Origin of the sequence: Sphaerochaeta sp. (assembly GCF_050256055.1) — a bacterium.
Taxonomy (GTDB): domain Bacteria; phylum Spirochaetota; class Spirochaetia; order Sphaerochaetales; family Sphaerochaetaceae; genus Sphaerochaeta.
In genome coordinates this window covers 1-22,505 of sequence record NZ_JBFWIJ010000020.1, presented here as the reverse complement: position 1 = coordinate 22,505, position 22,505 = coordinate 1, and the positions used below count along the sequence as shown (strand labels likewise).

At 53.0% G+C, this 22,505-nt stretch carries 24 protein-coding genes and 1 pseudogene; 17 read left to right on the top strand and 8 right to left on the bottom strand.

Translation table 11 applies throughout. The annotated features are described in order from the left end of the window. Window positions 1–4 precede the first annotated feature (4 nt). From cdaA to priA, 6 genes are read left to right on the top strand one after another with little or no spacing between them, the layout of a single operon-like run. Window positions 5–826, top strand: coding sequence for a diadenylate cyclase CdaA (gene cdaA / locus AB7C91_RS09045; RefSeq protein WP_332446653.1), 822 nt, complete (start codon window positions 5–7; stop codon window positions 824–826). Beyond that, complete coding sequence (locus AB7C91_RS09040; protein WP_332446654.1) at window positions 813–1,217, top strand: CdaR family protein; 405 nt, start codon at window positions 813–815, stop codon at window positions 1,215–1,217. Before cdaA ends, AB7C91_RS09040 begins: the two co-directional genes overlap by 14 nt. Then, window positions 1,217–1,594, top strand: a complete 378-nt coding sequence (gene acpS, locus AB7C91_RS09035) for a holo-ACP synthase (RefSeq protein WP_332446655.1) — start codon at window positions 1,217–1,219, stop codon at window positions 1,592–1,594. Before AB7C91_RS09040 ends, acpS begins: the two co-directional genes overlap by 1 nt. After that, a complete protein-coding gene (truA, locus tag AB7C91_RS09030) occupies window positions 1,581–2,426 on the top strand; it encodes a tRNA pseudouridine(38-40) synthase TruA (protein ID WP_428590777.1) in 846 nt (281 codons plus the stop codon). Before acpS ends, truA begins: the two co-directional genes overlap by 14 nt. Further along, a complete protein-coding gene (locus AB7C91_RS09025; RefSeq protein ID WP_332446657.1) occupies window positions 2,419–3,165 on the top strand; it encodes a uracil-DNA glycosylase in 747 nt (248 codons plus the stop codon). The genes truA and AB7C91_RS09025 overlap by 8 nt, the downstream gene beginning before the upstream one ends. Next, window positions 3,165–5,120, top strand: a complete 1,956-nt coding sequence (gene priA / locus AB7C91_RS09020) for a replication restart helicase PriA (RefSeq protein WP_332446658.1) — start codon at window positions 3,165–3,167, stop codon at window positions 5,118–5,120. The genes AB7C91_RS09025 and priA overlap by 1 nt, the downstream gene beginning before the upstream one ends. A 22-nt stretch (window positions 5,121–5,142) precedes the next feature. On the opposite strand, the gene AB7C91_RS09015 is transcribed toward priA, so the two are convergent. After that, window positions 5,143–5,631, bottom strand: a complete 489-nt coding sequence (locus AB7C91_RS09015) for a hypothetical protein (RefSeq protein WP_332446659.1) — start codon at window positions 5,629–5,631, stop codon at window positions 5,143–5,145. A 164-nt stretch (window positions 5,632–5,795) separates the two neighbouring features. Here AB7C91_RS09015 and def point away from each other — a divergent pair, with 164 nt between their 5' ends. From def to AB7C91_RS08975, 8 genes are all read left to right on the top strand, one after another. Next, window positions 5,796–6,302 carry a peptide deformylase gene (gene def, locus AB7C91_RS09010; protein ID WP_332446660.1) on the top strand — a complete coding sequence of 169 codons (507 nt, stop codon included), beginning with the start codon at window positions 5,796–5,798 and terminating at the stop codon, window positions 6,300–6,302. Next, complete coding sequence (gene fmt, locus AB7C91_RS09005; protein WP_332446661.1) at window positions 6,299–7,243, top strand: methionyl-tRNA formyltransferase; 945 nt, start codon at window positions 6,299–6,301, stop codon at window positions 7,241–7,243. Before def ends, fmt begins: the two co-directional genes overlap by 4 nt. A 1-nt stretch (window position 7,244) precedes the next feature. Then, window positions 7,245–9,461 carry a patatin-like phospholipase family protein gene (locus AB7C91_RS09000; protein ID WP_428590771.1) on the top strand — a complete coding sequence of 739 codons (2,217 nt, stop codon included), beginning with the start codon at window positions 7,245–7,247 and terminating at the stop codon, window positions 9,459–9,461. A 50-nt stretch (window positions 9,462–9,511) separates the two neighbouring features. Beyond that, window positions 9,512–10,447 (top strand): TIGR01212 family radical SAM protein, encoded by a 936-nt coding sequence (locus AB7C91_RS08995; RefSeq protein WP_332446664.1) that lies wholly within the window; start codon window positions 9,512–9,514, stop codon window positions 10,445–10,447. Window positions 10,448–10,467: 20 nt separating this feature from the next. Continuing rightward, window positions 10,468–10,956, top strand: a complete 489-nt coding sequence (locus AB7C91_RS08990) for an antibiotic resistance protein VanZ (RefSeq protein ID WP_332446665.1) — start codon at window positions 10,468–10,470, stop codon at window positions 10,954–10,956. Next, window positions 10,943–11,809: a fumarate hydratase gene (locus AB7C91_RS08985; RefSeq protein WP_428590767.1), complete on the top strand. Its 867-nt coding sequence runs from the start codon at window positions 10,943–10,945 to the stop codon at window positions 11,807–11,809. The genes AB7C91_RS08990 and AB7C91_RS08985 overlap by 14 nt, the downstream gene beginning before the upstream one ends. Beyond that, window positions 11,802–12,329 carry a FumA C-terminus/TtdB family hydratase beta subunit gene (locus AB7C91_RS08980; protein WP_428590764.1) on the top strand — a complete coding sequence of 176 codons (528 nt, stop codon included), beginning with the start codon at window positions 11,802–11,804 and terminating at the stop codon, window positions 12,327–12,329. The genes AB7C91_RS08985 and AB7C91_RS08980 overlap by 8 nt, the downstream gene beginning before the upstream one ends. A gap of 242 nt (window positions 12,330–12,571) precedes the next feature. Then, window positions 12,572–13,384, top strand: coding sequence for an FKBP-type peptidyl-prolyl cis-trans isomerase (locus tag AB7C91_RS08975; RefSeq protein ID WP_428590761.1), 813 nt, complete (start codon window positions 12,572–12,574; stop codon window positions 13,382–13,384). On the opposite strand, the gene AB7C91_RS08970 is transcribed toward AB7C91_RS08975, so the two are convergent. Beyond that, window positions 13,347–14,051, bottom strand: coding sequence for a YjjG family noncanonical pyrimidine nucleotidase (locus AB7C91_RS08970; protein WP_332446669.1), 705 nt, complete (start codon window positions 14,049–14,051; stop codon window positions 13,347–13,349). The genes AB7C91_RS08975 and AB7C91_RS08970 overlap by 38 nt on opposite strands. Before the next feature lie 89 nt (window positions 14,052–14,140). On the opposite strand from AB7C91_RS08970, the gene AB7C91_RS08965 reads away from it, so the two are divergent. Continuing rightward, window positions 14,141–14,743, top strand: coding sequence for an HdeD family acid-resistance protein (locus tag AB7C91_RS08965; RefSeq protein WP_428590757.1), 603 nt, complete (start codon window positions 14,141–14,143; stop codon window positions 14,741–14,743). On the opposite strand, the gene AB7C91_RS08960 is transcribed toward AB7C91_RS08965, so the two are convergent. The 3 genes from AB7C91_RS08960 to AB7C91_RS08950 are packed head-to-tail and all read right to left on the bottom strand — an operon-like array spanning window position 14,740 to window position 17,135. Then, complete coding sequence (locus AB7C91_RS08960; protein WP_428590754.1) at window positions 14,740–16,434, bottom strand: hypothetical protein; 1,695 nt, start codon at window positions 16,432–16,434, stop codon at window positions 14,740–14,742. The two genes, AB7C91_RS08965 and AB7C91_RS08960, sit on opposite strands and share 4 nt — an antisense overlap. Before the next feature lie 15 nt (window positions 16,435–16,449). Beyond that, complete coding sequence (locus AB7C91_RS08955) at window positions 16,450–16,731, bottom strand: hypothetical protein (protein WP_332446672.1); 282 nt, start codon at window positions 16,729–16,731, stop codon at window positions 16,450–16,452. Between the two features lie 2 nt (window positions 16,732–16,733). Continuing rightward, the gene (locus tag AB7C91_RS08950) at window positions 16,734–17,135 is read right to left on the bottom strand and encodes an HIT family protein (RefSeq protein WP_332446673.1); all 402 of its coding nucleotides are present in this window, start codon (window positions 17,133–17,135) and stop codon (window positions 16,734–16,736) included. 263 nt (window positions 17,136–17,398) lie between these two features. On the opposite strand from AB7C91_RS08950, the gene fusA reads away from it, so the two are divergent. Both fusA and AB7C91_RS08940 read left to right on the top strand, forming a co-directional pair. Beyond that, the gene (fusA, locus tag AB7C91_RS08945) at window positions 17,399–19,507 is read left to right on the top strand and encodes an elongation factor G (RefSeq protein WP_428590751.1); all 2,109 of its coding nucleotides are present in this window, start codon (window positions 17,399–17,401) and stop codon (window positions 19,505–19,507) included. A gap of 137 nt (window positions 19,508–19,644) precedes the next feature. Beyond that, window positions 19,645–20,352 carry a hypothetical protein gene (locus AB7C91_RS08940; protein ID WP_332448093.1) on the top strand — a complete coding sequence of 236 codons (708 nt, stop codon included), beginning with the start codon at window positions 19,645–19,647 and terminating at the stop codon, window positions 20,350–20,352. 93 nt (window positions 20,353–20,445) lie between these two features. Here AB7C91_RS08940 and AB7C91_RS08935 read toward each other — a convergent pair whose 3' ends face one another. The 3 genes and pseudogenes from AB7C91_RS08935 to AB7C91_RS08925 all read right to left on the bottom strand — a co-directional run. Further along, on the bottom strand, window positions 20,446–21,153 hold the full coding sequence (locus AB7C91_RS08935) for a DUF4867 family protein (protein WP_332448094.1): 708 nt from the start codon (window positions 21,151–21,153) through the stop codon (window positions 20,446–20,448). A gap of 10 nt (window positions 21,154–21,163) precedes the next feature. Next, a complete protein-coding gene (locus tag AB7C91_RS08930; RefSeq protein WP_428590747.1) occupies window positions 21,164–21,904 on the bottom strand; it encodes a sulfite exporter TauE/SafE family protein in 741 nt (246 codons plus the stop codon). Beyond that, window positions 21,901–22,505, bottom strand: a pseudogene (locus tag AB7C91_RS08925) (iron-containing alcohol dehydrogenase); the annotation flags it as partial. The gene AB7C91_RS08930 and the pseudogene AB7C91_RS08925, both read right to left, overlap by 4 nt.

The window sequence follows — 22,505 nt, the reverse complement described above, 5'->3', positions numbered from 1 at the left end:
TTCGATGGTGAGTGATACGATGCAGACCCTGCTGAAGTTTTTGCGCCCGACCTTGCAGGTTGGGGTGCTTGCATGGGTATTCTATCGTTTCTATGTTGCGATCGCACAGACCAAGGCCCAGCAGATCATAAAAGTCCTGGTCGTGTTGTTTGCGTCCTATGCCGTCAGCTATATCCTGCAACTGGAAGTCCTGCTTTGGTTCTTCCGCTACATCTCCGTTCCTGCCACCATTTTTATTTGCATCGTCTACCAGCCGGAACTGCGTCGGTCCTTCACCCAAGTATGGAGCGGACGCAGCCGACTGTTCCGCATCGGTACGCAGACAACCAGTTCCGACCAGATCGATTCCATTCTCAATGCGTGCAACGTCTTGGTGAACAAACGCAGGGGTGCGCTCATCGTCTTCCCCAGAAGGTTGGGCATCAAGAACATCATCGACAGCGGGACCCGGCTGAATGCCGATCTATCCACCAGCCTGATCCTGACCGTTTTCGACCATGACACTCCGCTCCATGATGGAGCCATGGTAGTGCAGGGAGGCCGCATTCTAGCCGCCGGCTGTTATCTCCCGCTCAGTGAACAGACCGATATCAAGAAAAGTTTCGGTACCCGGCATCGGGCCGCTTTGGGGCTTGCGGAGGAATCGGATGCAGTGGTGTTGGTTGTCAGCGAGGAAACCGGAGCCATCAGCATGACCTACAATGCCAATCTCTACTATGATCTCGATCCCAATACAATCAAGCGGATGCTGCTTGCTTTGTTCAGTTATCATGACATCACCCCAGAGGAGATACTCCAGGAGGCAGGCAGCGATGAAGTTGAATAAGTACGTTCAATCCTTGCTGTACAATTGGCCTGCGAAGGTCCTTTCCCTGGTTTTCGCCCTCTTGGTGTATGCCTTCATCCAATATTCCACGGTGGGGGCTCGTTTGGTCACCATTCCACTTACGGTGAAGCTTCCCCAGACGATGGACGCCAAGAGCTTGGTGCCGAATTCCGTGCAGGTGAGCATCAAGGGCAATGAGGATATCATCTACTTGGTCGACCCCAATGCCATTGAGGCAAGCATCGATTTCTCCACCGTAACGGAGGAAGGCATCGCCACCCGCGTGGTGGTCCTCAAGTACGACCAGCAGATGTTCGACAACGCGGGGATCGCTCTCTTGGCTGATCCCACACAGTACAGGATTCTTTTCGGACAAAGGAGTGCTCCCTGATGGCACTGGCAATCGGCATAGATGTCGTAAATATTGAACGGATCGCCAGGCTTTCGGATGCAGTGCGCAATCGTATGTTTCATCCTCAGGAAATCGAGGATTCCCTTGGTTTGGGCGAAGAGCGGCAGGCTGAGTTCCTTGCCGGACGGTTCGCGGCAAAGGAAGCCTTGGGAAAAGCCTTGGGAACCGGGTTGCGGAATCTCCGACTCCAGGATATCTGGGTTGAGCGGGGACCCTACGGAGAACCGGTGATGCGTGTACAGGCAAAGGCTGAGGAAATGGTAGCACACAGGACGATTCTCCTCTCGATCAGTCATGACAAACCGGTGGCGGTCGCCATGGTGGTGCTTACAGGAGGTTCGGATGGCCCGTTCTGATTGGAAACGACCTGCACTTGAACCGCTTGCACCCGGAAGGCGAAGAATCAGGATGACCGTTTCCTACCATGGCAAACATTACAGCGGTTGGCAACGTCAGGCGAATGCCACCTCCGTCGCCCTAGTCCTCGAAGAGACCGTCAAGCAGATGATCAATGAGGACGTCGAGGTCATCGGCAGTGGGAGGACCGACAGCGGGGTGCATGCGCTCGGCCAAGTCTGTCATATGGATATCAAGAACCAGAAAATCAAGGCGGAGAAGTTCTCGCTTGCGCTCAACCGCCTACTCCCCCCGGATATCCGGATTCTGGAAAGCAGTGAAGTCGATGATTCTTTTCATGCACGCTTTACCTCCATGGCTCGCATGTATCGGTATTATTTCAAGCAAGAACGGGATATGACCGCCTTCGACGACCTGTTGGTTGCGAAAATCAAGGAATTCCCTTCCTTGGAACTGCTCAACGGGTATGCGAAGAACGTGCAGGGCACCCACGATTTTACGACCTTCACCGCCAGTGGAGATCTTTGCCCAAGCAAGTGGCGTGACATCTACGAATCTTATTGGGACATCGAGACTGATCGATGGGGCAAGCCGTTGCTCACCTATACCATCTGTGGGAATGCCTTTTTATACAAAATGGTACGCTCCTTGGTGGGGTCAATGATGGAATTCGCCCAGAAGGGGAAGACGGTGCAGGATTTTTCCGACATCCTGGAGGCGAAGGACCGCAGTCTGGCCGGGCGAACCGCCTCGGCCTGTGGTCTGTATTTATACCGTATCAGTTATGATGAGCAGGAATACGCATGGTTCGAGGAGCAGGAACATGAGTGAGATGGAACAAAAACGCGAACAACTCAGTGCCGGTCTTGGGCAGTTCCTCAAACTTTTGGATGATGCAGAGTCCTTGCTCTCCGCAAGTCCTGTGCAGTCTGCTGATGGAGACTTTTCCAATCTGATTGATGCCTTGCTCCCCCTGCCGGTGGACCGTACTTCCATCCAAGGAACCAATTTTCGTCAGTTGGAGACGCTGGTCCGTGAATGTACTAAATGCCGGTTGCAGGAAGGAAGAACGAATACCGTTTTTGGAGAGGGCGTCGCCCCGGCCCCATTGATGGTCATAGGCGAAGGTCCCGGTGCCGAGGAGGATGCGAGTGGTCGCGCCTTCGTCGGAAAAGCAGGGAAATATCTGGACAGCTGGCTTTCCGCCATAGGGATGAGCAGAGAAACCAATGTCTATATTGCCAACATCGTCAAGTGCCGGCCTCCGCAAAATAGGGATCCGCAGATTGACGAAGTACAGGCATGCATCCCCTATTTGAAACGACAGATCCAGTTGGTCAAACCACAGATCCTTTTATTGGTCGGTTCGGTAGCAGCCCGTTCCCTGCTTCAGGTTGATGAGGGAGTGGGAAAACTGCGGGGCAGGTTCCTGAGGTATGAAGGCCTTCCGGTCATGGTCACCTACCACCCTGCCGGGGTACTTCGCAATATGGACCTGAAACGCCCGGTCTGGGAGGATTTGAAAAAAGTCGCCCAATATTTGCAACTTGCGCAGGGCGGGAGATCCTGATGACGGCTTTTGTGGAGGTGGTGCTGGATCTGCCGGTCAAGCAGTCCTTCACCTACAGTGTACCTGAACAGCTTGCATCCCAGGTGGTAGTGGGCTTGCGCGTTGTGGTCCCGTTTGGGAAACGGGAAATGACCGGGTATGTGGTCGACACCTTGGAAACCTTCTCTGCAGAATATGTACTCAAGCCAATAAAACGCGTGATCGACGTCGAGCCTTTGTACGGTCAATCCATCATCGATCTGGCCCAATGGATGTCCCGCTTTTATCTGTGCAGCACCGGTGAAGCCCTGAGTATGATGTTGCCCGGGGGAAGGCGGGACAGCAGCACAAACGCGCTGGACATAGAGGAAGACCTGGATTTCGACCGGGTCGAACATCTCAGTGACGAACAGGAGCTGGCCATCCAGACGATCATGCGCGCCCAAAAGCCGATGTACTACCTCTATGGGGTTACCGGTAGTGGGAAAAGCGAAGTCTTCCTTCGGTGTGCCGAACAGGTCATCGCCCAGGGCAAGTCCGTCATCTATCTGGTGCCGGAAATCACCTTGACCCATCAACTGGCTCGGCAGGTGGCGAATCGGTTCTCCAACAAGGTTGCCATCCTGCACTCAGCTCTGACCCCGAGCCAGCGCCTGAAACAATGGAAACGGATCCTCGACGGAGAGGTTTCGCTTGCAATCGGAGCACGAAGTGCTGTATTTGCTCCCTTTGCGAATTTGGGAATGATCATTCTCGATGAGGAGCATGAAAGCAGCTATAAAAGCGGGAATACTCCTCGTTATCACGCCCGTCAAGTCGCCCAACATCGATGTCAGGCCCAAGGCGCCGTGTTGGTCATGGGAAGTGCCACCCCCTCCTTGGAAGCATACAGCATGATGCAGCAGGGTTCACAGGTGCAGAAGCTGGAACTGACAAAGCGGGTCTCCGGCGGCCGTATGCCGACGATGGAGGTGGTGAATCTTGCTTTCGAGAAGGATCTCATCAGCACCACCTTGAAGCAGGAAATCAAGCGTACCCTTGAACGCAAGCATCAGGTCATCCTGTTTCTCAACCGCAGAGGGTTTTCCTATTTCTTCCACTGCCACAGCTGCGGGTATGAGTTGCGATGCCCCCACTGTGCCGTTGCCCTGACGTACCACAAGAGTCAGAACCAGATGGTCTGCCATTACTGCGGGTATCGAACATCCGTGATGAAGGTCTGTCCTGAGTGCAGGAGCCTGGATGTCGGGTACAGCGGCTTTGGGACGGAAATGGTCGAACAGGAGATCAAGGTGTTGTTTCCTTCCGCCCGTCTCGCCCGTCTCGATACGGACAGCGCAAAAAAGAAGGGGCATGTGGGCGAGGTGCTTTCCCAATTCCGCAACGGTGAGATCGATATCCTGCTGGGAACCCAGATGGTTGCAAAAGGGTTGAATTTCCCGTTGGTGGAGTTGGTGGGTATCGTACTTGCCGACAGCGGGATGAATATTCCCGATTTCCGCAGCCAGGAACGGACGTTCAGCCTCATCACGCAGGTCTCAGGAAGGGCAGGGCGGTACAATGACCAAGGCAAGGTGGTCATCCAAACCTTTCATCCGGAGAATCCTGCGATCGGATACGCAATGGCAGGGAACCTGCAGGGCTTCTATGAGGAGGAGCTTGCCATCCGCAGGGAAACTGGATTTCCTCCTTTCAGCCGTCTGGTCAATCTGGTGCTGCGGGGGCGCAGCCAACAAAAGGTCGCCCGGGAAGCAGAAGTGCTGGAAGGGCTCTTTTCTCAGGTTGCCGATGTTCAGCTTTTATGCAGCAATGCATGCCCGCTTGAGAAGATAGCAGGCAACTACCGTTATCATGTGTTGGTGTCAGGAAATGATGCAGCACTCACCCATCATGCAGTGGCAACCGTATTGGCTTCCTACGCGCCTCCTTCCAGCGTCTATCTGGAAGTGGATATGGATCCATTGCAGCTGCTGTAGCGTATACCCTGTTTGCTCTTCTTCATTCCATCTGGTCTTCCAGCTCCAGATCCATCTCGGTTGCATCGGAAGTTACATCCTGACCATCGAGCGTGCATTTGGTGCAGATCGGTGGAGCATTCTTGGGAAATGTCACTTCCAAGATGAATTGGGTTGCCGTACCGATCGAACCTCCGCTGAACGTCATATCCAGCTTGCCGTAGTTGGATTCGGCACTTGGAGGAGGATTTCCGGTGAACGTATCCGTACCGGTGATGGTCACCGAATTCGCATTCACATATGCTGAATACGTACGGGTGAAGGTCGTGCCGCTGTCTGTTTTGGTGTAGTGGTCGGGATAGTTGCTGTGTTGCTGATAATAAGCGGCCACTTCCTCATCGGCGGTATGCAGTTCCTCAAGGAGCGATTGAATGGTTTTCTGCGTAGGGTTGAGATTGGTCTCCCCGTCTTGGTCACAGGATACAGAGAAAAGGAGCAGGATACAGAACGTAGCAAGCAGTGTTGTGCGCATAGGCACCTCCTTCTGACTCTCCATCTGATGAAAAAAAACAATCGTGTACACAATTCTAAATCTGTCTAGATATATTGCCTAGAGAACTCCCTGCTTTGTCCTGTGGTTGTACAAGTTGGATGAACGTTGACCATTGTACGGGGTGTTGGTATAGTTGATGTACTATGTTGGATATATATACACTTGGAGAAGAGGTACTTACAGAAAAGTGCCAACCGATAACCAAATTCGATAGCGGACTCAGGGTCCTGGTCGATGCCATGTTTGAAACGCTTACTGAGGCCGACGGGGTCGGTCTTGCCGCTCCGCAGGTAGGGGTAGGCAGCCGTTTGTTTGTGATCAACATCCAGGGAAAGGAGCGGAGAGCTTATGTAAATCCCCAGATCCTGGAGACTTCCATTGAAACGGAGACTGCTGAGGAAGGCTGTCTTTCCATCCCCGGGGTTTGGCATGATGTACAGCGGCCGGCCCGGGTGACGGTTCAGGCTCAGGACCTTGAAGGCAAGGCGTTCACTGTCAAAGCGGAGGGATTGCTTGCCCGCGCCATACAGCATGAGTATGACCATCTCAACGGGGTGCTGTTCATCGATCGTCTTGATGAAGAGGAACGGGGGAAGATGGTCAAGGCATATGAAAAGCGGACCAAAGGACGCAGGAGCAGGACGTTGTGAGGATTTTGTTTGCAGGAACTGCAGAAATCGCGGTACCTACACTACGGGCCTTGTCGGAATGCTGTACGGTTGGAGCGGTGTTGACCAATACCGATAAACCGGGAGCAAGGGGCAAGGCCCTCCTTCCGTCGCCGGTCAAGCAGGAGGCGTTGCGTCTGGGCCTTCCCGTGCTTCAATTCGACCATCTGGGAAGCGAAGCTCGGAATATGGTCCAACGCTCAGGATGTGATACCTTGGTGTGCTTCGCCTATGGACGGCTCTTCGGTCCCAAGTTCCTCTCGCTGTTTTCCGGAGAAAAGCTGAACATCCATCCTTCCCTGCTTCCTTTGCTGCGAGGTCCCAGTCCGATCCAAGGAGCCATTCTCAGCCAAGCAAGAGAGAGCGGGATCAGCATCCAACGGATTGCTGCGCAGATGGACAGTGGGGATTTGCTTGCTGTTCGGTCATTTTCGTTGCAAGGAGATGAGACCTCAGAAAGCTTGACCGCATTTGTCAGCGAAGCAGCCGCTGATCTGGCTGTAGAGGCCTTTACGGCCCTGCAATCCGGTTCTGCACGTTTTGTTCCCCAACAGGGCGAAGCCACCTACACCAGACTGCTCGACCCGGCAATGGGGGAGTTGGATTTCTCCCAGAGTGCTGCGTCATTGCATGCGCAGGTCAGGGCCATGTACCCCTGGCCCAAGGCGAGGACCGTTTGGAAGGGGCAGGTCCTGTTTCTGACCGGCGTTCAGGGAAATTTCGCTCAGGATGGCTCCGACGGCGAAGCGATGCAGGCACCGGTGGGGACAGTGGTGGCAAAGCAAAAAGGGAAAGGCATCGCCATTGCCACGGGTTCAGGTTTGCTTTGGGTGACCCGACTACAGCTGGATACGCGAAAAGAGATGGATTATCTTTCCTTTTTGAACGGCAATCAGGACTTTCTGGGATCCAAGGTGGGATGAAATGATGAGGCGGGCGCTTCTGGTACTTCTGCTGTTGGCAGTCAGCTCCTCATTGTTCGCCTCCCCTGACAAGGTGGCGGTGGTGCTTTCAGGTGGCGGGGCCCGTGGGATGGCCCATATTGCCGTCCTGGAGGCCTTGGAAGAGGCGGGCATTCCCATCGATCTGGTGATCGGAACCAGTATGGGAGCCCTCGTCGGGGCTCTGTACAGTGCCGGATACACGCCAAAGGAAATCAAGAGCCTCATCACCGAGACAGACTTGACCGGGTTGTTTTCCGAACCGGTGCTTGATACCTCGCGTGTGCAGGATGAAGTGTTCACCTACACCCACGACCATGCATTCTCCCTTGGTTTCGGAGACAAAGGAGTCGGGGATGCTCCTGCCTTGATTGGTGATCAGAGGATTTTGGAATTATTGGGATATCTGTTCAGCAGGTATGACGATACGATTGATTTTGATTCCCTTCCCATACCGTTTCGCTGTGTGGCGACTGATGCAGTCAGCGGAGAGGCACTGGTCTGCAGTGCTGGATCCTTGGTCAACGCCATCCGCAGCAGTATCTCCATTCCCATCATCTTTACCCCCTATCCGCTTAAAAAGGGTATGCTCGCCGTGGACGGGGGAGTCACTGACAACCTCCCTGTTGCTCTGGCCCGTTCGATGGGCGCCGATATTGTCATCGCCAGTGATGTGAATGCGCAGCAGATACAAGACTACGACCAGCTCGAAAGTCTTTCGGCGATGGCGATGCAGACCATCATCCTGGTAACCCAGGAGAAGGCGCGGGTGCAGCATCCATTGGCGGACTTGGTGTTCCAGCCTTCCTTGTACGACCTCTTTGCCTTGGATTTCGGCCGTTGGGAAACCATTCTCGAGCGTGGAAGGCAGGCGGTGGCCTCCAAGCAAAGTGAACTGGATGCCCTTGCCGCCCGGATTTCCGAATCCCGCGAACTGGTTGTCTACAACCCTGACCGGATCGGCCCCTATTTTTTGCGATCGACCCCCACGATCCTGCAGTTGGTTGTCCGCGATATTTCCAGTCAGTCACTGCACAAGGTGCCGTCAAGCAATCAATTCACTGCATTTCTGGGTCGACGTCTTGATGCCCAGACAGCCGAGGAGCTGAACCTGAAATTACGAGATATCCGCAAGGCGAACGGACTGGCCACCCTGGGATACGAGATGGCTCCCCAAGGAACGTTGGTCATCAATTCCAGAGGCTTCGGTGAACGTACCAAGAGCATCAGTATGGGACTGAAAAGTGATGCCGGGCTCTCGACCTCGCTACCGTCTTCTCCTGCCTGGTATCGGGCGGACGTATATCTTGATGCTTCGATCGAAGCGCTTGCCCAGACGGAACTCATGCTGCTGGTCAATGCAACATTAGGGACGGAAACCGGCATGCAGGTGGGTTTGGCGTACCCGTTCGCCTTGACCAAGCAAGGGCGCATGGATGTCCGGCTTTCCCTGTTTTACGCAAATGGTGGGATGTCCACCCTTACGGCAACCGTCAATTCCGACCGGAGTGCTTCGCTTGACAAGGCATTCCTTGGAACCTTTGCATTGGACTTTACCTTCAATACGGAAAGCAAAGCTGAATTGGAAGGGTCCTATCATCTGGTATCGCTCAACGATAGTCGCTATCCAACTACGTTCCTTGCCTACCCGCAGCTTTCGGCTACCTTCCTGTACAACAGCAAACGCGATCGATTTTCCCCGGATGGTGCGCGATTGGATATGCTTGCCAGCATCGGGTATCTCAATACTTGGAAGTATGCCTTTCGCATAGGTTGGAGTCAGGTTTTTGAACTTTCCTACAAGGAAAGCCTCGGATATGATGCGCAGATTTCCCTGCTTCGACAACCTTGGCCCCTGCTGTCAAGCTATGCCGAGGTGGGGATGCTGGAAGGGCTTCCCGGCTACGGCCCGCTTTTTCTGAAACGGGACCTCGCCATGTTTGGTCTGACCTGGCAGCATCGTCTGAGCGAAATCCTCGGTTACCCGACGTTTTCCAAAGTGGTACTGCGTGGTGCAATGTTTGATTCATATGACCCCTATACTGCGCTCGAAAGCAACACTTCCATACCGTTCGACAGCCTTGCCTGGGATATGGGACTGGGGATTCAGGTTGGCTTGGATACTCCACTTGGTGAGGTGATCGCAAACCTTGGGACCAGTGTCAAGGGGAAGGTGACTTTCTCCATCGGAATCTATTGATGAGTCTGCCGTATCGCTCCTATACCCGTCATCTCCAGGAAACATACCACATGAAGGTATATCGCATCGGCGTCGACGGCTTGTTCTCCTGTCCGAATCGCGACAGGCAAGGCAGAGGAGGGTGCGCCTTCTGTGACGGGAAGGGGGGCAGTGCCGTCTATCAGCGTTTTGATGAGGCGCTTTTAGCAAAAAGCGGCAACGTACTCTCCTTGGAAGGAGGAGTGCCTGAGATTGGTATGGAACAACGACTTGATTCGATCGCAAACCAGATCGAACGGGGCAAACTGTTTGTGAAGCGGCGGTATCAGGCACAAGCCTATTCGTTGTACTTTCAGGCGTATACCAATACCTACGACACGATCGAGCATTTGAAGATCCTGTATGACGCAGCCCTTGCCCATGGGCCGTTCGTCGAATTGATCGTTTCCACCCGGCCTGATTGCATCACCGACGAGGTGGTTTCGCTTCTGGCAGGGTATCGTTCATGCGTGCAACAGGTCTGGGTGGAACTGGGCTTGGAGAGTGCAAATCAGCAAACTCTGGACTTTGTGGGGCGGAATCACTCGGTTGCTTGTTATCTTGCAGCGGCAGATTCGTTACATTTGCAGGGTATCGGTGTTTGTACCCATGTGATGTTTGGACTTCCCTATGAAGGACGGGATGGATATCGGAACACTGCACACGTGGTTAATCAAGCCAACAGTGATGCGGTGAAAATACATAACCTGCATGTACTGAGTGCCACGGTGATGGAAAACTGGTATCTGCAGGGAGAACTCAGCACTGCTTCACTCGCACGTCATGTGGATCAATGTGTATTTTTTCTCAGGTACCTTGATCCTTCTGTTGTCGTTGAGCGCTTGATGTGCGAAACTCCCAATCATCGGCGGGTTGCACCTCGTCGGTTTGCCGACAAGCAGCAATTCCTGCAGCTTGTAGAGCAGACGATGAACCGCCATGGTTGGTTACAAGGGGATTTGACATGAATGGAAGGATTCCATTGCAGATGATAGTTCGAGTGATAGGGATTGTACTGACCGTATTGGTTGTCAGTGCAATTCTTGTACTCTCGTTTATGCCGCAAACCTCATATCCGAAGTTTTCCTGGATTCCGTTTGCCGACAAGGGTGACCATATGGCTGGGTATGCCGGTCTGGGATTTTCCCTGTTTCTTGCCACGTTGCAGATTCCCGGGTCCGGAAAAAAACGTAAAGGAGGGGAAAAACCCCATTCAACACTGCACCTTACCTCATGGTCAGGCAGAGCCATCATCTACACACTTTCCTATGGAACTGCGTTGGGTTTGGTGATTGAGCTGCTGCAACCCCATTTCGGCAGAAGCCAAGAGTGGCTCGACCTTGCAGCGGATTTCATGGGCTTGGTTGTTGGCATCGCATTCGCTTTGCTGTTGTTGAAACTGGTGGGCAGCTACTTCACCGATAGGCCTTGGCTTTATGATCCCAACTGGGAGGATGATGTGCATGACGCTCACTGAGAAACTCGCCGATGCATTGGTACATGCCGCACGCTATTTGGATGAGGACGTGTTGGAACGGATTCACTGGGCGTTGGATCAGGAGCGAGCACTCGCTGATGCTTCGGTAGGGAGTCGAGCCAGCAGCGCTGTTCTTGAGGCCATCCTGGCCAATTTGCAAGAAGCCGACAAGCAAGGCCTTCCCATGTGCCAGGATACCGGTATGTTCCTGGTGTTTGTTGATATCGGGAGAGCATGCCCGCTTGGGCTGGGTGCAGTCGAGCGTGCCGTGCTGGATGGTTGTGCTGCTGCCGTAGATCGAGCATCTTTTCGTCGTTCGGTAGTGGAGGAGCCGGTGTATGACCGCGCCAATACAGGAAGGAATCTTCCTCCGGTCATTTGGTGGAACGTGGTTGCGGGCGATGGATTGGAAATTCAGGTATTGCTCAAGGGCTTCGGAAGTGAAAACTGCTCATCGGTGCGCATGCTCAATCCTACCGGGGGAGAGCAAGCGGTCATTCAGGCTGTTCAGGAGATCGTCAGGAACGCCGGGGGCAAGCCCTGCCCTCCGATTTTTGTCGGAGTGGGTCTGGGCGGTACCATGGATCGTGCATCGTATCTGAGCAAGCGGGCGTTGCTCAGGGATGTACGCATCAGCAATCCCGATCAACGGTATGCACAGCTGGAAGAGAGCATAACCGAACAGTTGCAGCACCTTTCGATCGGCAGCGGCGGCCTCGGAGGGGCCATTACCGCCTTGCATGTCGCCGTCGAACAGGAGAGCACCCATATAGCTGGTCTTCCCTTGGCCGTTTCCATCAATTGCTGGGCTGATCGGAAAGCCCATGTTGTCTGGGAGGGTGAGGATGCGTGAATTGACATTGCCGATGAAGGCAGAGGACATCGAGCAACTGTGTGCCTTCGACCAGATTCTGCTTACCGGAAAGCTGTATGTGGGGCGGGACCAGGTACATCAGAGACTGTATGATCTCATCAGCCAAGGGAGGAGCCTGCCGTTGGATTTGCACGGTCAGGCGATCTACTACATGGGGCCTTCCCCGGCTCCCGAGGGGAAGATCATCGGATCGTGCGGACCGACCACCAGTGCACGGATGGATCGGTTCACTCCGCTGTTGCTCGACCAAGGGTTGAAGGTCATGATCGGCAAAGGTCCGAGAAGCAGCGAGGTGGTTGCAGCCATCGGGCGCAACAAGGCTTTGTACTTGCAGGCCTACGGTGGGTGTGGTGCGTTGTATGCTGCTACGGTGAAACAGGTTCGTACGTTGGCCTTTCCTGAACTGGGTCCTGAAGCATTGTTGGAGATGCAGGTCGAGCATTTTCCGGTCATTGTGGCGATCGACAGTCATTTGGGGAGTGTTTTTGATCGAGCATAGTATGACAGAGGTCATGAGAAGGTCCCGTTTCTTCCCATTTTTCCTTGGGAATCCGCTCATGTTGCCCGCTTTTTGGCTATTGGCGTAGTTTTTACTGGACGTTTTGTTGGGTCTGGGGTACAGTTTGCTGTATGCAAGCCTCTCTTGCGAGGGCCGTCACCATGGGGTGAGTGATGCGCCGGGAATTTTTCCGTGTCTTATGACTGGAATGGTGAGGCAAATCTTGAGCGGAAGGATGTACCGTGAAGAAAGCGATGACCGTGCGTCTTGCACCCTATCTATTGGTATTGTTGTTGATAAGTTGTACGAAGGCTCCCGAGGTGGTATCGGCGGAACAGGATCCCCAACCTCCGGCTCAAACGGAAACGCAGGAGCAACCGATTTCCAAGGTGACAGATGTCATCAATGATCTGCAAAAACCAACCAGTCTGGAAGAACGATTCAGCTATACGTATGGGTATATGCTCTACACCACCTTGTTGCAGCAGGGATACGGGGATGTGTCGGCTTCCTATTTCGCAAAAGGAGCGATGGACGCCCAAAAGGGTTCGGGCTTCTTTACACACGATGAGATGATGCAGACTCTCTATGAGGTGCAGTCCAAGCTGCTGAAGATAGCCCAGGAGGAACTCGACAAGGTTGCCGGGGAGAATCTGAAGAAAGCGGAGGATTTCTTGAAGACCAACAAGGATCGTGAAGGTGTTTCGGTCACTGATTCCGGTCTTCAGTACCAGGTGTTGGTCCAGGGTAATGGGGAAATTCCCAATGAGGACAGCATCGTGGAGGTCGATTATCAGATCATGTTGCTCAACGGTCAGATCGTCGACAGCTCCTATGAACGCGGGCAAAGTTCCACCTTCCAGCTGAAAGCCATTCAGGTTCCGGGCTTCATCGAAGGGGTTAAGCTGATGAAGGCCGGTTCCAAGTATCGGTTCTGGATACATCCGAGCCTGGGGTATGGCAAGGATGGAAACCAGAATGTGGAGCCCAATTCCCTCTTGATCGTGGAAGTGGAGCTTAAATCGGTGAAGAGTTCGGTGAAAGCAGGGTCATGATCTGCATCAGTGTCTGGATCGTATAGGTAGGACTGACGGACGTCTCAATCCGCTTGTTCCCTGGGTTGAACCATACCGTATCGATTCCGCTTGCCATCCCTCCCTTGATATCGCTGGACAGGCTGTCCCCGATCATCAGACATCGGCTCTTTTCCTGCTCCAGATTCGCTGTTGCGAGCATGGTTCGGAAAAACCTCGGGTCCGGTTTCTGGTATCCCAGTTCCTCGCTGATGAAGATATGGGAAAAATAGGACGCAATGTGTGCCGCCTCGATTCTTCCCCTTTGCACATCAGAAATACCGTTGGAAGCCAAATACAAAATGTATCCTTGTTGCTTCAGGGTTTCCAGAACTTCCCGGCTTTCGGGGAATAGAATGCCCTGGGAGGCGAGGTGAGCTTGGTAGTATCTGCTGGCTTGGTCGGGATTGAGGACCACTTTGCTCTGATTTGAGAAGACGGCGAAGCGTTTGGTTTTCAGTTCAGCAAGGCTGAGTGTTCCTCGTTCAAATTCCTGCCAACAGGCACTATTGCAGGCTTGGTAGAGGGTGAACATCGGTTCGTCGAATGTGGTACCCAGATCCTTTGCACAGGCGAAGAAAGCCTCTTTCTCGGCTTGGTCGAAATCGAACAGGGTTCCATCGGCATCAAAGAAAAGATATCGGTACATGGCATGTCATCCTTTACTTGTACGGCGCTTGTTTGTACCATAAAGAAAAACCATCCGGTTGCGCAAGACCGGAGAAAGGGGAGCGTATCATGCAGGATTCCTTTTTGAAACGTCATTTGTTGCTTTCCACCATAGTAGGGGCGTTGTTGATCCTCTTGGGCGTATACTTGATGTTCCAGCAGGAGTCGTTTGTGAAGATCTTCATCTCCATCCTCGGCCTGTTTCTTGCAATTTCCGGCATTTCCGCCTTGTTTTCACTCAAAACCTATTCGCAGTTTCCCCGGACCAAGGTGGTCACCTTGATCAAAGCCCTGGTAAGCCTGGGGCTTGGTTTGGTTGCATTTTTTGCTCCGATTCTGACTGCCGCAGTGAGTTGGACGCTGTTGTTGTACTTCATTGCCGTTGAGTTGCTCTTTAGCGCCATGATTGCCTTTCTGGACGCCTTCTTGTTGCGGAAATCTGAGTTTCCGGTCACCGGCTTGCTCTCCGAGGCAATCGTCTCGTTGGTGACAGCGGTTCTCCTTTTTGTCTTCCCTGATCAGATCGGTGATCTGTTGCTCAAGCTTGTGGGAGTTCTTCTGATCATCATCGGTTTGGCCATTATCCTTTGGTCGCAACGAATCAAACAGTTGAACCGGCAGTTCAAGACTGAGACAGTGGAAGTCAAGGCCGAGGTGATCGACGAGAACTAGGGAACCAGGAAGGATGCGACGATTCCATAATGGGAAATACCCGCTTCATCCGGTACCGACTCTCCTCCGATGGTAAGCATGGAAGAGGAGAGCGGCAGCAGTTTCCGACTGAACAGGTAATCGATTCGCTCCTTCAGATCCTTCATGAGGAATGTGTTGCCGGCATCCGTGCTTGAGGAAAAATGGGTGGTTCGATACACATCATAGAATTGTTGATCCTCCAAATATGCACACAGCGGCCATAGGTAATCCACCTGTCGGTAGGGGATGGGGCTGAAGGAGTTCCAGTCCTGATGGGACGGTTCGTAGAGGCTTGCCCCGAGCAGGGTGGGTTCGATGATGGGCCCTTGCTTGATGATGGAAGCCAGAACCTGCGTACGATCCTTGGTGATTTCCTTCTGGACGGAAGCCCAGTCGCCTTTGGCGTTGAATGCCGCCAGTACGCGGTATTCAGGCAGGTCTGCAATCGAGATCCTGAGCGTCTTCTTCTCGCTGAACTGAATTCTGATCCCATTCGCGTCGGTTTCAAGTACCGCATACGAACTGATGATCGCCCCGCCTTCCACCAAGGTGGCATTCCTGCCCATCTTCCTGACCACATCAATGACATTCTGCATATGACCGGTGAGGAGCACGAGCGGGTACTTGAGGTCACTGATGCTTTTCTGGACTTCCTCAGCCATTGCAGGATTGGTCCAGGGAGTGTCATCCAGGGGGAGAAGCATGGCCTTCAGCTGATCGTTGTCCTGAGCGAGTATGGACTCTTCATCGGTGGTATAGGTTCTGGGAAGCGTAAGCTGAGAGAGCGGAGGAATCTGCTTGTATAATTGTTCGAGCGCCGATTGTTTCTGTCGTTCGGCCTCAGCTGCCTTCTGTGCTTCCAAGGCTTTCTGCTGTGCCTGTGCCTGGCGTTGCTCCTCCAGTTTCTTGGCTTCCTCTTCCCGTTGCTGTTCCAGCTTGTTTTTCTCCTCCAACGTTTGGGTTTTCTCTTCCAATTGCGCCTTGAGGATGGCAACTTCGGATTGCAGGTTTTCGATGAGATCGTCCTTTTGCCCGATCGCCTGTTGCTGTTCAGCCTTCAATTGCTCGACTGCCTGCTCCTGTTCCTGTTGTGTCTGTGCGAGTGATGCCTTCAGGTCCGCGGCAAGTGCCTGTTGTTCGGCGAGGAGGTTTTCCAGCTCATTGGACCGATACTCCAACTGATCGTAGGTTTCTTGCAGTTGCGATAGGTTTGCCTGGGTTTGGGCAAGATTTTCATCAGTGGTGCTTCCGGTCTGTTTGCTTTGCTTGAGTTGGTCCTCGGTTGCCGCCAGCTGGGTCTGCAGCGAAAGTATTGAATCGGAGAGCTGTTGCTTTTCAGCTTTCAGTGCTGTGATGGATTGCTCTGCTTCACTGAGGGCTTGCTGTTGTTGTTGCTCGCGTTGCTGTTGTTCGAGCAGATGTGCCGCTTCTTCCTGTTTCTGCTGTTCCAAGGCATTTTGTTCCTCAGCTTCGCGCACAGCTTGCGCCTGGGCGTCCAAAACAGCTTGTTTTTCCGCTTCAATGACTGAGTACTTGGTCTCCAAAACCGGCTGCTGCGGTTGCTCGGCAGAGCCAATTTTCTCTTTCCCTTGGGCTGCGGTATAACTTTGGCAACTGGCAGCCAAAAGAAGCATGCAGGGGATCAACAGCAAAAGTAGGCGTTTGTTCATGGGTATCCTTGTTCCTTAGAAATTGAAGAAAGCCTCGGCTCGGGCTTTCGCCTGTGCTTTGCGCTCAGCTTCCTCCTTGGTATCCTCACCAAGCATGAAGGAGTCGCAAAAATTGGCCTCCACTTTGTCTTCTATATATTCTTCCACTCCTTCCAGACAGTCGTGGTAAGCACCAGGACTGTAAAAGCGGCAGTTGACGCAGCTGTGCAGGCTTTTGCTGCAGGTGGGGCAGACGGTGGAATAGCCAATACTGGTCAACACATCAATCGGGGTATGACAGTGATGGCAGGCGCGCATGTTCAAAACTCCAGTTGTTTCCCATACTCGGCCATCTCGCCGTCTGTATAGGTCTCTTTGGAAAGATGGATGGTCTTATTGTCTTGCTCGTAACGGGGGATGACATGCAGGTGCAGGTGGGGAACCTCCTGTCCGCTTGCCTTCCCGTTGTTGATGATCAGATTGGTGGCGTCGCAATGCAACACCTGCCTGAGTTTCGTGTCGGCTGTCTTGGCCAACTGCATCAGATGGCACAAAGTTGGTTGCGGGCACGCCTCCAAGGTAGGATAGGGCTGTTTGGTGATGATCAGCAGATGGCCCTTGTTGACCGGATTTATATCGAGGATGGCGAAACAAAGTTCGTCCTCGTGAAGTTTAACGGAGGGAATGTCCCCTTCCAGAATTTTGGTAAAAATCGTTTCCATGGCACACCTCTGAGCCATTGTAGCACACAAGTGTCGAGTCGGAAAAGGATTGTGTGAGGAAAAGGGATTGCACAAAAAACCGAGATATACTATTATCCACGAGGTACGTTGGGACAAGTCTGTCTCGTTTTCGTCCCTTCCCATCCCTTCAGTAGCTAACCTGATGTGTGCTAGGAAGAAAGAGCTTTTTCGTCGGGTGTTTAATGAACGCTGCAGGGTAAACTGTGGACTCGTTTTTATTCTATGTATAGAGGTTATAAAGAATGGCTGACTTGCAAAACTTGAGGAACATCGGAATCAGTGCCCACATTGACTCGGGCAAAACTACGCTCTCCGAACGCATCCTCTACTACTGCAATAAGATCCACGAAATTCATGAAGTTCGTGGTAAGGATGGCGTTGGAGCCACCATGGATAGCATGGAGCTGGAGCGTGAACGGGGTATTACCATTGCCTCCGCAGCAACCAACGTCGTATGGAAAGGGACGGAGATCAACGTCATCGACACTCCGGGCCACGTGGACTTCACCATCGAGGTTGAACGCAGTCTTCGCGTTCTTGACGGTGCAATTCTCGTCCTGTGCTCCGTTGGTGGTGTGCAGAGCCAGTCCATTACCGTCGACCGGCAGATGAAACGCTATCACGTTCCCCGCATCGCCTTCGTCAACAAGTGCGACCGAACTGGTGCAAACCCGTACCGCGTCAAGAATCAGTTGATCGAAAAACTCGGCTTGAACGCTGTGTTGATGCAGATTCCCATCGGTCTTGAGGATCGTTTGGAAGGTGTCGTCGACTTGGTGACCATGAAAGCTCTCTATTTCGATGAAGGCCCGAACAAGGACCAGGTCCGCGAGGCGGAGATTCCCACCGAATTGCTTGAGGAAGCCCAGGCAAAGCGCGAGGAATTGCTCGACGGCGTCTCCATGTGCTCTGATGAACTTATGGAAGCGATGCTTGAGGACAACGTGACCGTGGAGGTACTGAGAAAGGCAATCCGCGAGGCCACGATTCGTCTTGAGCTCTGCCCGGTTTTCATGGGCAGCGCCTACAAGAACAAAGGCATCCAGCCTCTGCTCGACGGTGTGGTAAGCTACCTGCCCAATCCCACCGAGGTTGTCAACAAGGCCCTCGATCTGGACAAGAACGAAGAGGAAGTCATCCTCAAGGCTGACGACGATCTTCCGCCGGTCATCCTCGCCTTCAAGTTGGAGGATGGACAGTACGGCCAGTTGACCTATATCCGTGTATATCAGGGCAAGGTCCGCAAGGGCGATGAACTGTACAATACCCGCAGCAAGAAGAAGTTCCGCGTCGGTCGTTTAATCCGCATGCATGCTTCCACCATGGAAGACTTGAATGAAGCGGGTTGTGGTGAGATCGCTGCCCTCTTCGGCATCGAATGCGCCAGCGGCGACACGTTTGTGGATCCCAAACTCAACTACTCGATGAGTTCCATGTTCGTCCCCACCCCGGTTATCTCCCTGGCCATCAAGCCGGTGGACAAGAAAGCCGCAGACAATATGGGCAAGGCTCTGAACCGCTTCACCAAGGAAGATCCGACGTTCCGTTCCTTTGTTGATCCTGAATCCAATCAGACGATCATCCAGGGCATGGGAGAGCTGCACCTCGAAGTCTATGTCGAGCGCATGAAGCGCGAATACAAGGCTGAGGTGGAGATCGGTCAGCCTGAGGTTGCGTATCGTGAGGCCATCACCCAGCGTGCGGATTTCAACTACACCCACAAGAAGCAGACCGGTGGTTCCGGCCAGTACGCTCGCGTTGCCGGCTACATCGAACCGCTTCCGGAGCCTGCCGATGGTGAGGAGTACAAGGAATACGAATTCGTTGACGAGGTCAAGGGTGGTGCCATCCCGACCGAATACATTCCTTCCTGCGACAAGGGCTTCCAGACTGCAATCAAGAAGGGCAGTCAGCTTGGATTCCCGGTAATCGGTGTGAAGGGTGTGGTCAATGATGGTGCTTGGCACCCGGTTGACTCTTCTGACCAGGCATTCCAGACTGCAGCACTCGGAGCGTTCCGTGAAGCGTTTGAGAAGGCCAAGCCGGTCATTCTCGAGCCGATCATGAAGGTCGAGGTCGTTGCCCCGAACGAATTCCAGGGTGGTGTATTCGCTTCGATCAACCAGAGACGTGGCTTGATCGTAAGCTCCACTGAAGACAACGCCATGTGTACGGTGCTTGCCGATGTGCCGCTCTCCGAAATGTTCGGCTACTCGACGGTGCTGCGCTCCCTGACCCAAGGAAAGGGTGAGTTCACCATGGAATTGAACAAGTATGGACGGGTGCCGAGCAGTGTATCCGAACAGCTGAAGAAGGACTATCAGGAAAAGCGGAAGAAGGAACAGAAGTAACTTCCCGTTTGCTGAAACGACAAGCCCCCGGATTGTATCTGGGGGCTTGTTTTGCGCCATTGTGTAAAAATGTACCCATTTGCGGATTTCCATAGTATACTGGGTATGAACCTAATAACTACTTGGAGGTGAGCGCTATGGAAATTCAAGAGTTGAACGACTTGAGTCCTCTTCGTGTATTTGACGATTCACTGGGCGGTGGGCTCGGTCGTGGGAACCTCGGTGTTCTTGTTTCTCGTCATGGTGTCGGAAAGACGGCATGTCTCGTACACCTTGCCACAGACAAGCTGCTCAGGGGTGAACATGTCATCCATGTATCCTTCTCGGGGAATGTGGAACATGTGATCAATTGGTACAAGGAAGTCTTCCGTGAGGTTTCCGATGGCCGCAGTCTGGATGATGCAGCATCCGTGTACAACAACATCCTTTCAAATCGTGTGGTCATGAATTTCAGCCAAGAGAATGTCACCATTGACAAGGTGCTTTCCAGTCTGGAAACCTTGATCAAGCATGGCTCTTTCAAGGCCGATGCCATCCTGTTCGACGGATACAAGCTGACCGTGGCGACCGAGGATGACGTGCGTAAGATCAAGCAGTTTGCCTTAAACATGAATCTTGAGGTATGGTTCAGCGTATCTCCGGTTCGTGCCGACGTTGTGTATGACAAATATGGTGTTCCGAATACCATGCTCAAATATGTGAATCTGATCGATGTCCTCATTGGGTTGATCTACAATGAGGAGCGCGACAAAGTCGTGATGACTGCAGTGAAGTCTCACACCGGGATGTTCGACAAGCCTATGGGGGTTTCGCTCGATCCCAAGACCATGCTCATTTCCAAGTAATGTTCACCCGAGGGCCGCGAAAGCGGCCTTCGGTGTACTCGTGTCTGTACGAACCGGCCCTGCAAAGGCCGGTTCATCTTGGATAGAGCCCATTCACATAGCTGCGACGAACAGATTTTCCCCTGCAACCCCCGCCGGTACTCCTTGACCGACCAATTGCGTCCGCTCGGGATGGGCAATGATCCATTTGTTCTTTTTCAGGAGCAAACGGCTTTCCGGATCCTTCGCGTTGTTCTTGGCTGCAAGTTCTGCTTCGCTGAGATCCTCATTGGTGAGTCTGGGCAGTACGATCAAGGATTTGAAACCTTCCTGATGGACCGAACAAGGAGCAAGATGCAGTACCAAAGGGTTGATGATCGTCACCGATCCCTTGGGAAAATAAAACAACTCGGCATGTGAGGTTCCGACTTTGCTGAAATGTTCCAGACTTTTATAGGAAGTCAAAAACTGGAGACAGTCGGTCACCGCAACGAATATTTCCGGACTCTTGTGGTATTCCATCCCGTTGATCGTACTGTTCTTCCCGCTGCAATGTCCGATTTCGTAGTCCATGCCTCCGAAATAGGGGACGAATGCATCCGAGCCTTCAGCTTGCTCGAACACTTCGACGGACGAGATATATTGGGTCCCCGCTTCAGGAAGGCTGATGGTTTGGTCGGCGAGCGCAACGAGGGCTTCCACGTCGACATCATTCAGGATTCTCCCGTATTCGCTGAAACGGGAACTGGTGATGCTGTGGATCATCAGCTTTGGATTCTTTGCAATGAGTTGGGACGGTACCCGATAGGAACTTGTTTGCATACTGCACCCCTTAAAAGACAAGCATGAAAATACCCGTGGCCAATAGCATGGCGAATACAAGCAACGAGAAGCGCTTGCTGTCTACCTTGTTGTGGACTTTCTCCCCAAGATATATACCCAAAAGGACAAACGGAATCATGATTCCGGTCGTCTTGGCCACATCCGCTTTGAACGAACCTTCAATAAGATAGGTCGAAATGATGATGGTGTTCAAGGTGGTCCAGAGCAGACACAGTGTTGATCGGAACGTACTCTTGTCCCGGAGGGTCCGGGAAGCGTACAACACCACCAACGGTCCACCGGAGGAGAATACCCCATGGACGATGCCCCCGATGAATAGCAGAATGTAATAAGGGATTACAGCCTTGCCTTTCAGAAGTGGTGGTTCTCCAGTTTGGGTGCTGATCCGCACCAGCTGGACGACCGAGACGACTACGATGAACCAAGCCAGGAACATGAAGAGGCTGTCGTTCTGCTGCGCGCGGAAGAGGTACATGCCGATGGGCATGCCCAGGAGCATGAAGAATGCGATGATTCCGTACTGCTTGAAGTCGATGTACTTGAACTTGGTAACCACAAAATAGAGAGCGAGCAACCATGCCAGTACCGTCATCGTCTTGACCGCAGTCTTGACTCCCAACAGGGCCGAGACGAAAGGCATCCCCAGCACCGTGCATCCGAATCCGGTGATCGCTTCCAGGGTATGGGTTATCAGAACCACCAAGCCTGCAAGCAGGAGACTGAGGCTCATAGCTTTTTCTCCAACAAGGCATACAGAGATGCTTCAGAAAGCGGCGGTGTCTGGTTGTGAAGTTTCGGGTCATCGAGGCTTCGCTTGAAGCATTGCTCGATCATGGTACGATCTGGATGAAGGGACAGTTCGGAAAACGTTCTGGGAATATGGAGATGCTGCATCAACTGCTCAATGTCTTTCCGTAAGAGCTGCACCAATGCATCAGCTTGTGTTTGTTCGGAATGGAAGTGGGACGAGAGGAGTGCGATTTCCTCCCGGTTTTCCGGTTCCTGCATCGCCCAATCGAAAATATCCAATAGGGTGAATGCACAGGCAAGTCCGTGAGGAATATGCCACTGTTCACTGAGAATGAAGGAGATTGCATGTCCCGCTGCGGTTCCGGTCATATTGAAGGCGATCCCCGCCTCTGCACTGGCCTCGAGCATGGTCATCTGCAAAGCCCTTCGTTCGCGACTTCCGGATTCGATGGCATCGTATAAACGGCCGAGTGTGGAAAGAACCTGGATTGCTGCTGAACGGGACACTTCTCGAGTAAGCGGTGTGCTGTTCTTGTTCCACAAAGATTCGAGTGCATGGTCCAGGGCATCCAAACCCGTGG

Bases quoted from the DNA above. Each gene is read 5' to 3' on its own strand.
- AB7C91_RS09025 (WP_332446657.1), top strand. From the start codon at position 2,419: ATGAGTGAGATGGAACAAAAACGCGAACAACTCAGTGCCGGTCTTGGG.
- AB7C91_RS08985 (WP_428590767.1), top strand. From the start codon at position 10,943: ATGACGCTCACTGAGAAACTCGCCGATGCATTGGTACATGCCGCACGC.
- def (WP_332446660.1), top strand. From the start codon at position 5,796: ATGTTGGATATATATACACTTGGAGAAGAGGTACTTACAGAAAAGTGC.
- priA (WP_332446658.1), top strand. From the start codon at position 3,165: ATGACGGCTTTTGTGGAGGTGGTGCTGGATCTGCCGGTCAAGCAGTCC.
- acpS (WP_332446655.1), top strand. From the start codon at position 1,217: ATGGCACTGGCAATCGGCATAGATGTCGTAAATATTGAACGGATCGCC.
- AB7C91_RS08960 (WP_428590754.1), bottom strand. From the start codon at position 16,434: ATGAACAAACGCCTACTTTTGCTGTTGATCCCCTGCATGCTTCTTTTG.
- AB7C91_RS08950 (WP_332446673.1), bottom strand. From the start codon at position 17,135: ATGGAAACGATTTTTACCAAAATTCTGGAAGGGGACATTCCCTCCGTT.
- AB7C91_RS08995 (WP_332446664.1), top strand. From the start codon at position 9,512: ATGAAGGTATATCGCATCGGCGTCGACGGCTTGTTCTCCTGTCCGAAT.
- AB7C91_RS08965 (WP_428590757.1), top strand. From the start codon at position 14,141: ATGCAGGATTCCTTTTTGAAACGTCATTTGTTGCTTTCCACCATAGTA.
- AB7C91_RS08935 (WP_332448094.1), bottom strand. From the start codon at position 21,153: ATGCAAACAAGTTCCTATCGGGTACCGTCCCAACTCATTGCAAAGAAT.
- AB7C91_RS08930 (WP_428590747.1), bottom strand. From the start codon at position 21,904: ATGAGCCTCAGTCTCCTGCTTGCAGGCTTGGTGGTTCTGATAACCCAT.
- AB7C91_RS08970 (WP_332446669.1), bottom strand. From the start codon at position 14,051: ATGTACCGATATCTTTTCTTTGATGCCGATGGAACCCTGTTCGATTTC.
- AB7C91_RS09015 (WP_332446659.1), bottom strand. From the start codon at position 5,631: ATGCGCACAACACTGCTTGCTACGTTCTGTATCCTGCTCCTTTTCTCT.
- AB7C91_RS08940 (WP_332448093.1), top strand. From the start codon at position 19,645: ATGGAAATTCAAGAGTTGAACGACTTGAGTCCTCTTCGTGTATTTGAC.
- fusA (WP_428590751.1), top strand. From the start codon at position 17,399: ATGGCTGACTTGCAAAACTTGAGGAACATCGGAATCAGTGCCCACATT.
- truA (WP_428590777.1), top strand. From the start codon at position 1,581: ATGGCCCGTTCTGATTGGAAACGACCTGCACTTGAACCGCTTGCACCC.
- cdaA (WP_332446653.1), top strand. From the start codon at position 5: ATGGTGAGTGATACGATGCAGACCCTGCTGAAGTTTTTGCGCCCGACC.
- AB7C91_RS09000 (WP_428590771.1), top strand. From the start codon at position 7,245: ATGATGAGGCGGGCGCTTCTGGTACTTCTGCTGTTGGCAGTCAGCTCC.
- AB7C91_RS08955 (WP_332446672.1), bottom strand. From the start codon at position 16,731: ATGCGCGCCTGCCATCACTGTCATACCCCGATTGATGTGTTGACCAGT.
- AB7C91_RS08990 (WP_332446665.1), top strand. From the start codon at position 10,468: ATGATAGTTCGAGTGATAGGGATTGTACTGACCGTATTGGTTGTCAGT.
- AB7C91_RS09040 (WP_332446654.1), top strand. From the start codon at position 813: ATGAAGTTGAATAAGTACGTTCAATCCTTGCTGTACAATTGGCCTGCG.
- AB7C91_RS08980 (WP_428590764.1), top strand. From the start codon at position 11,802: ATGCGTGAATTGACATTGCCGATGAAGGCAGAGGACATCGAGCAACTG.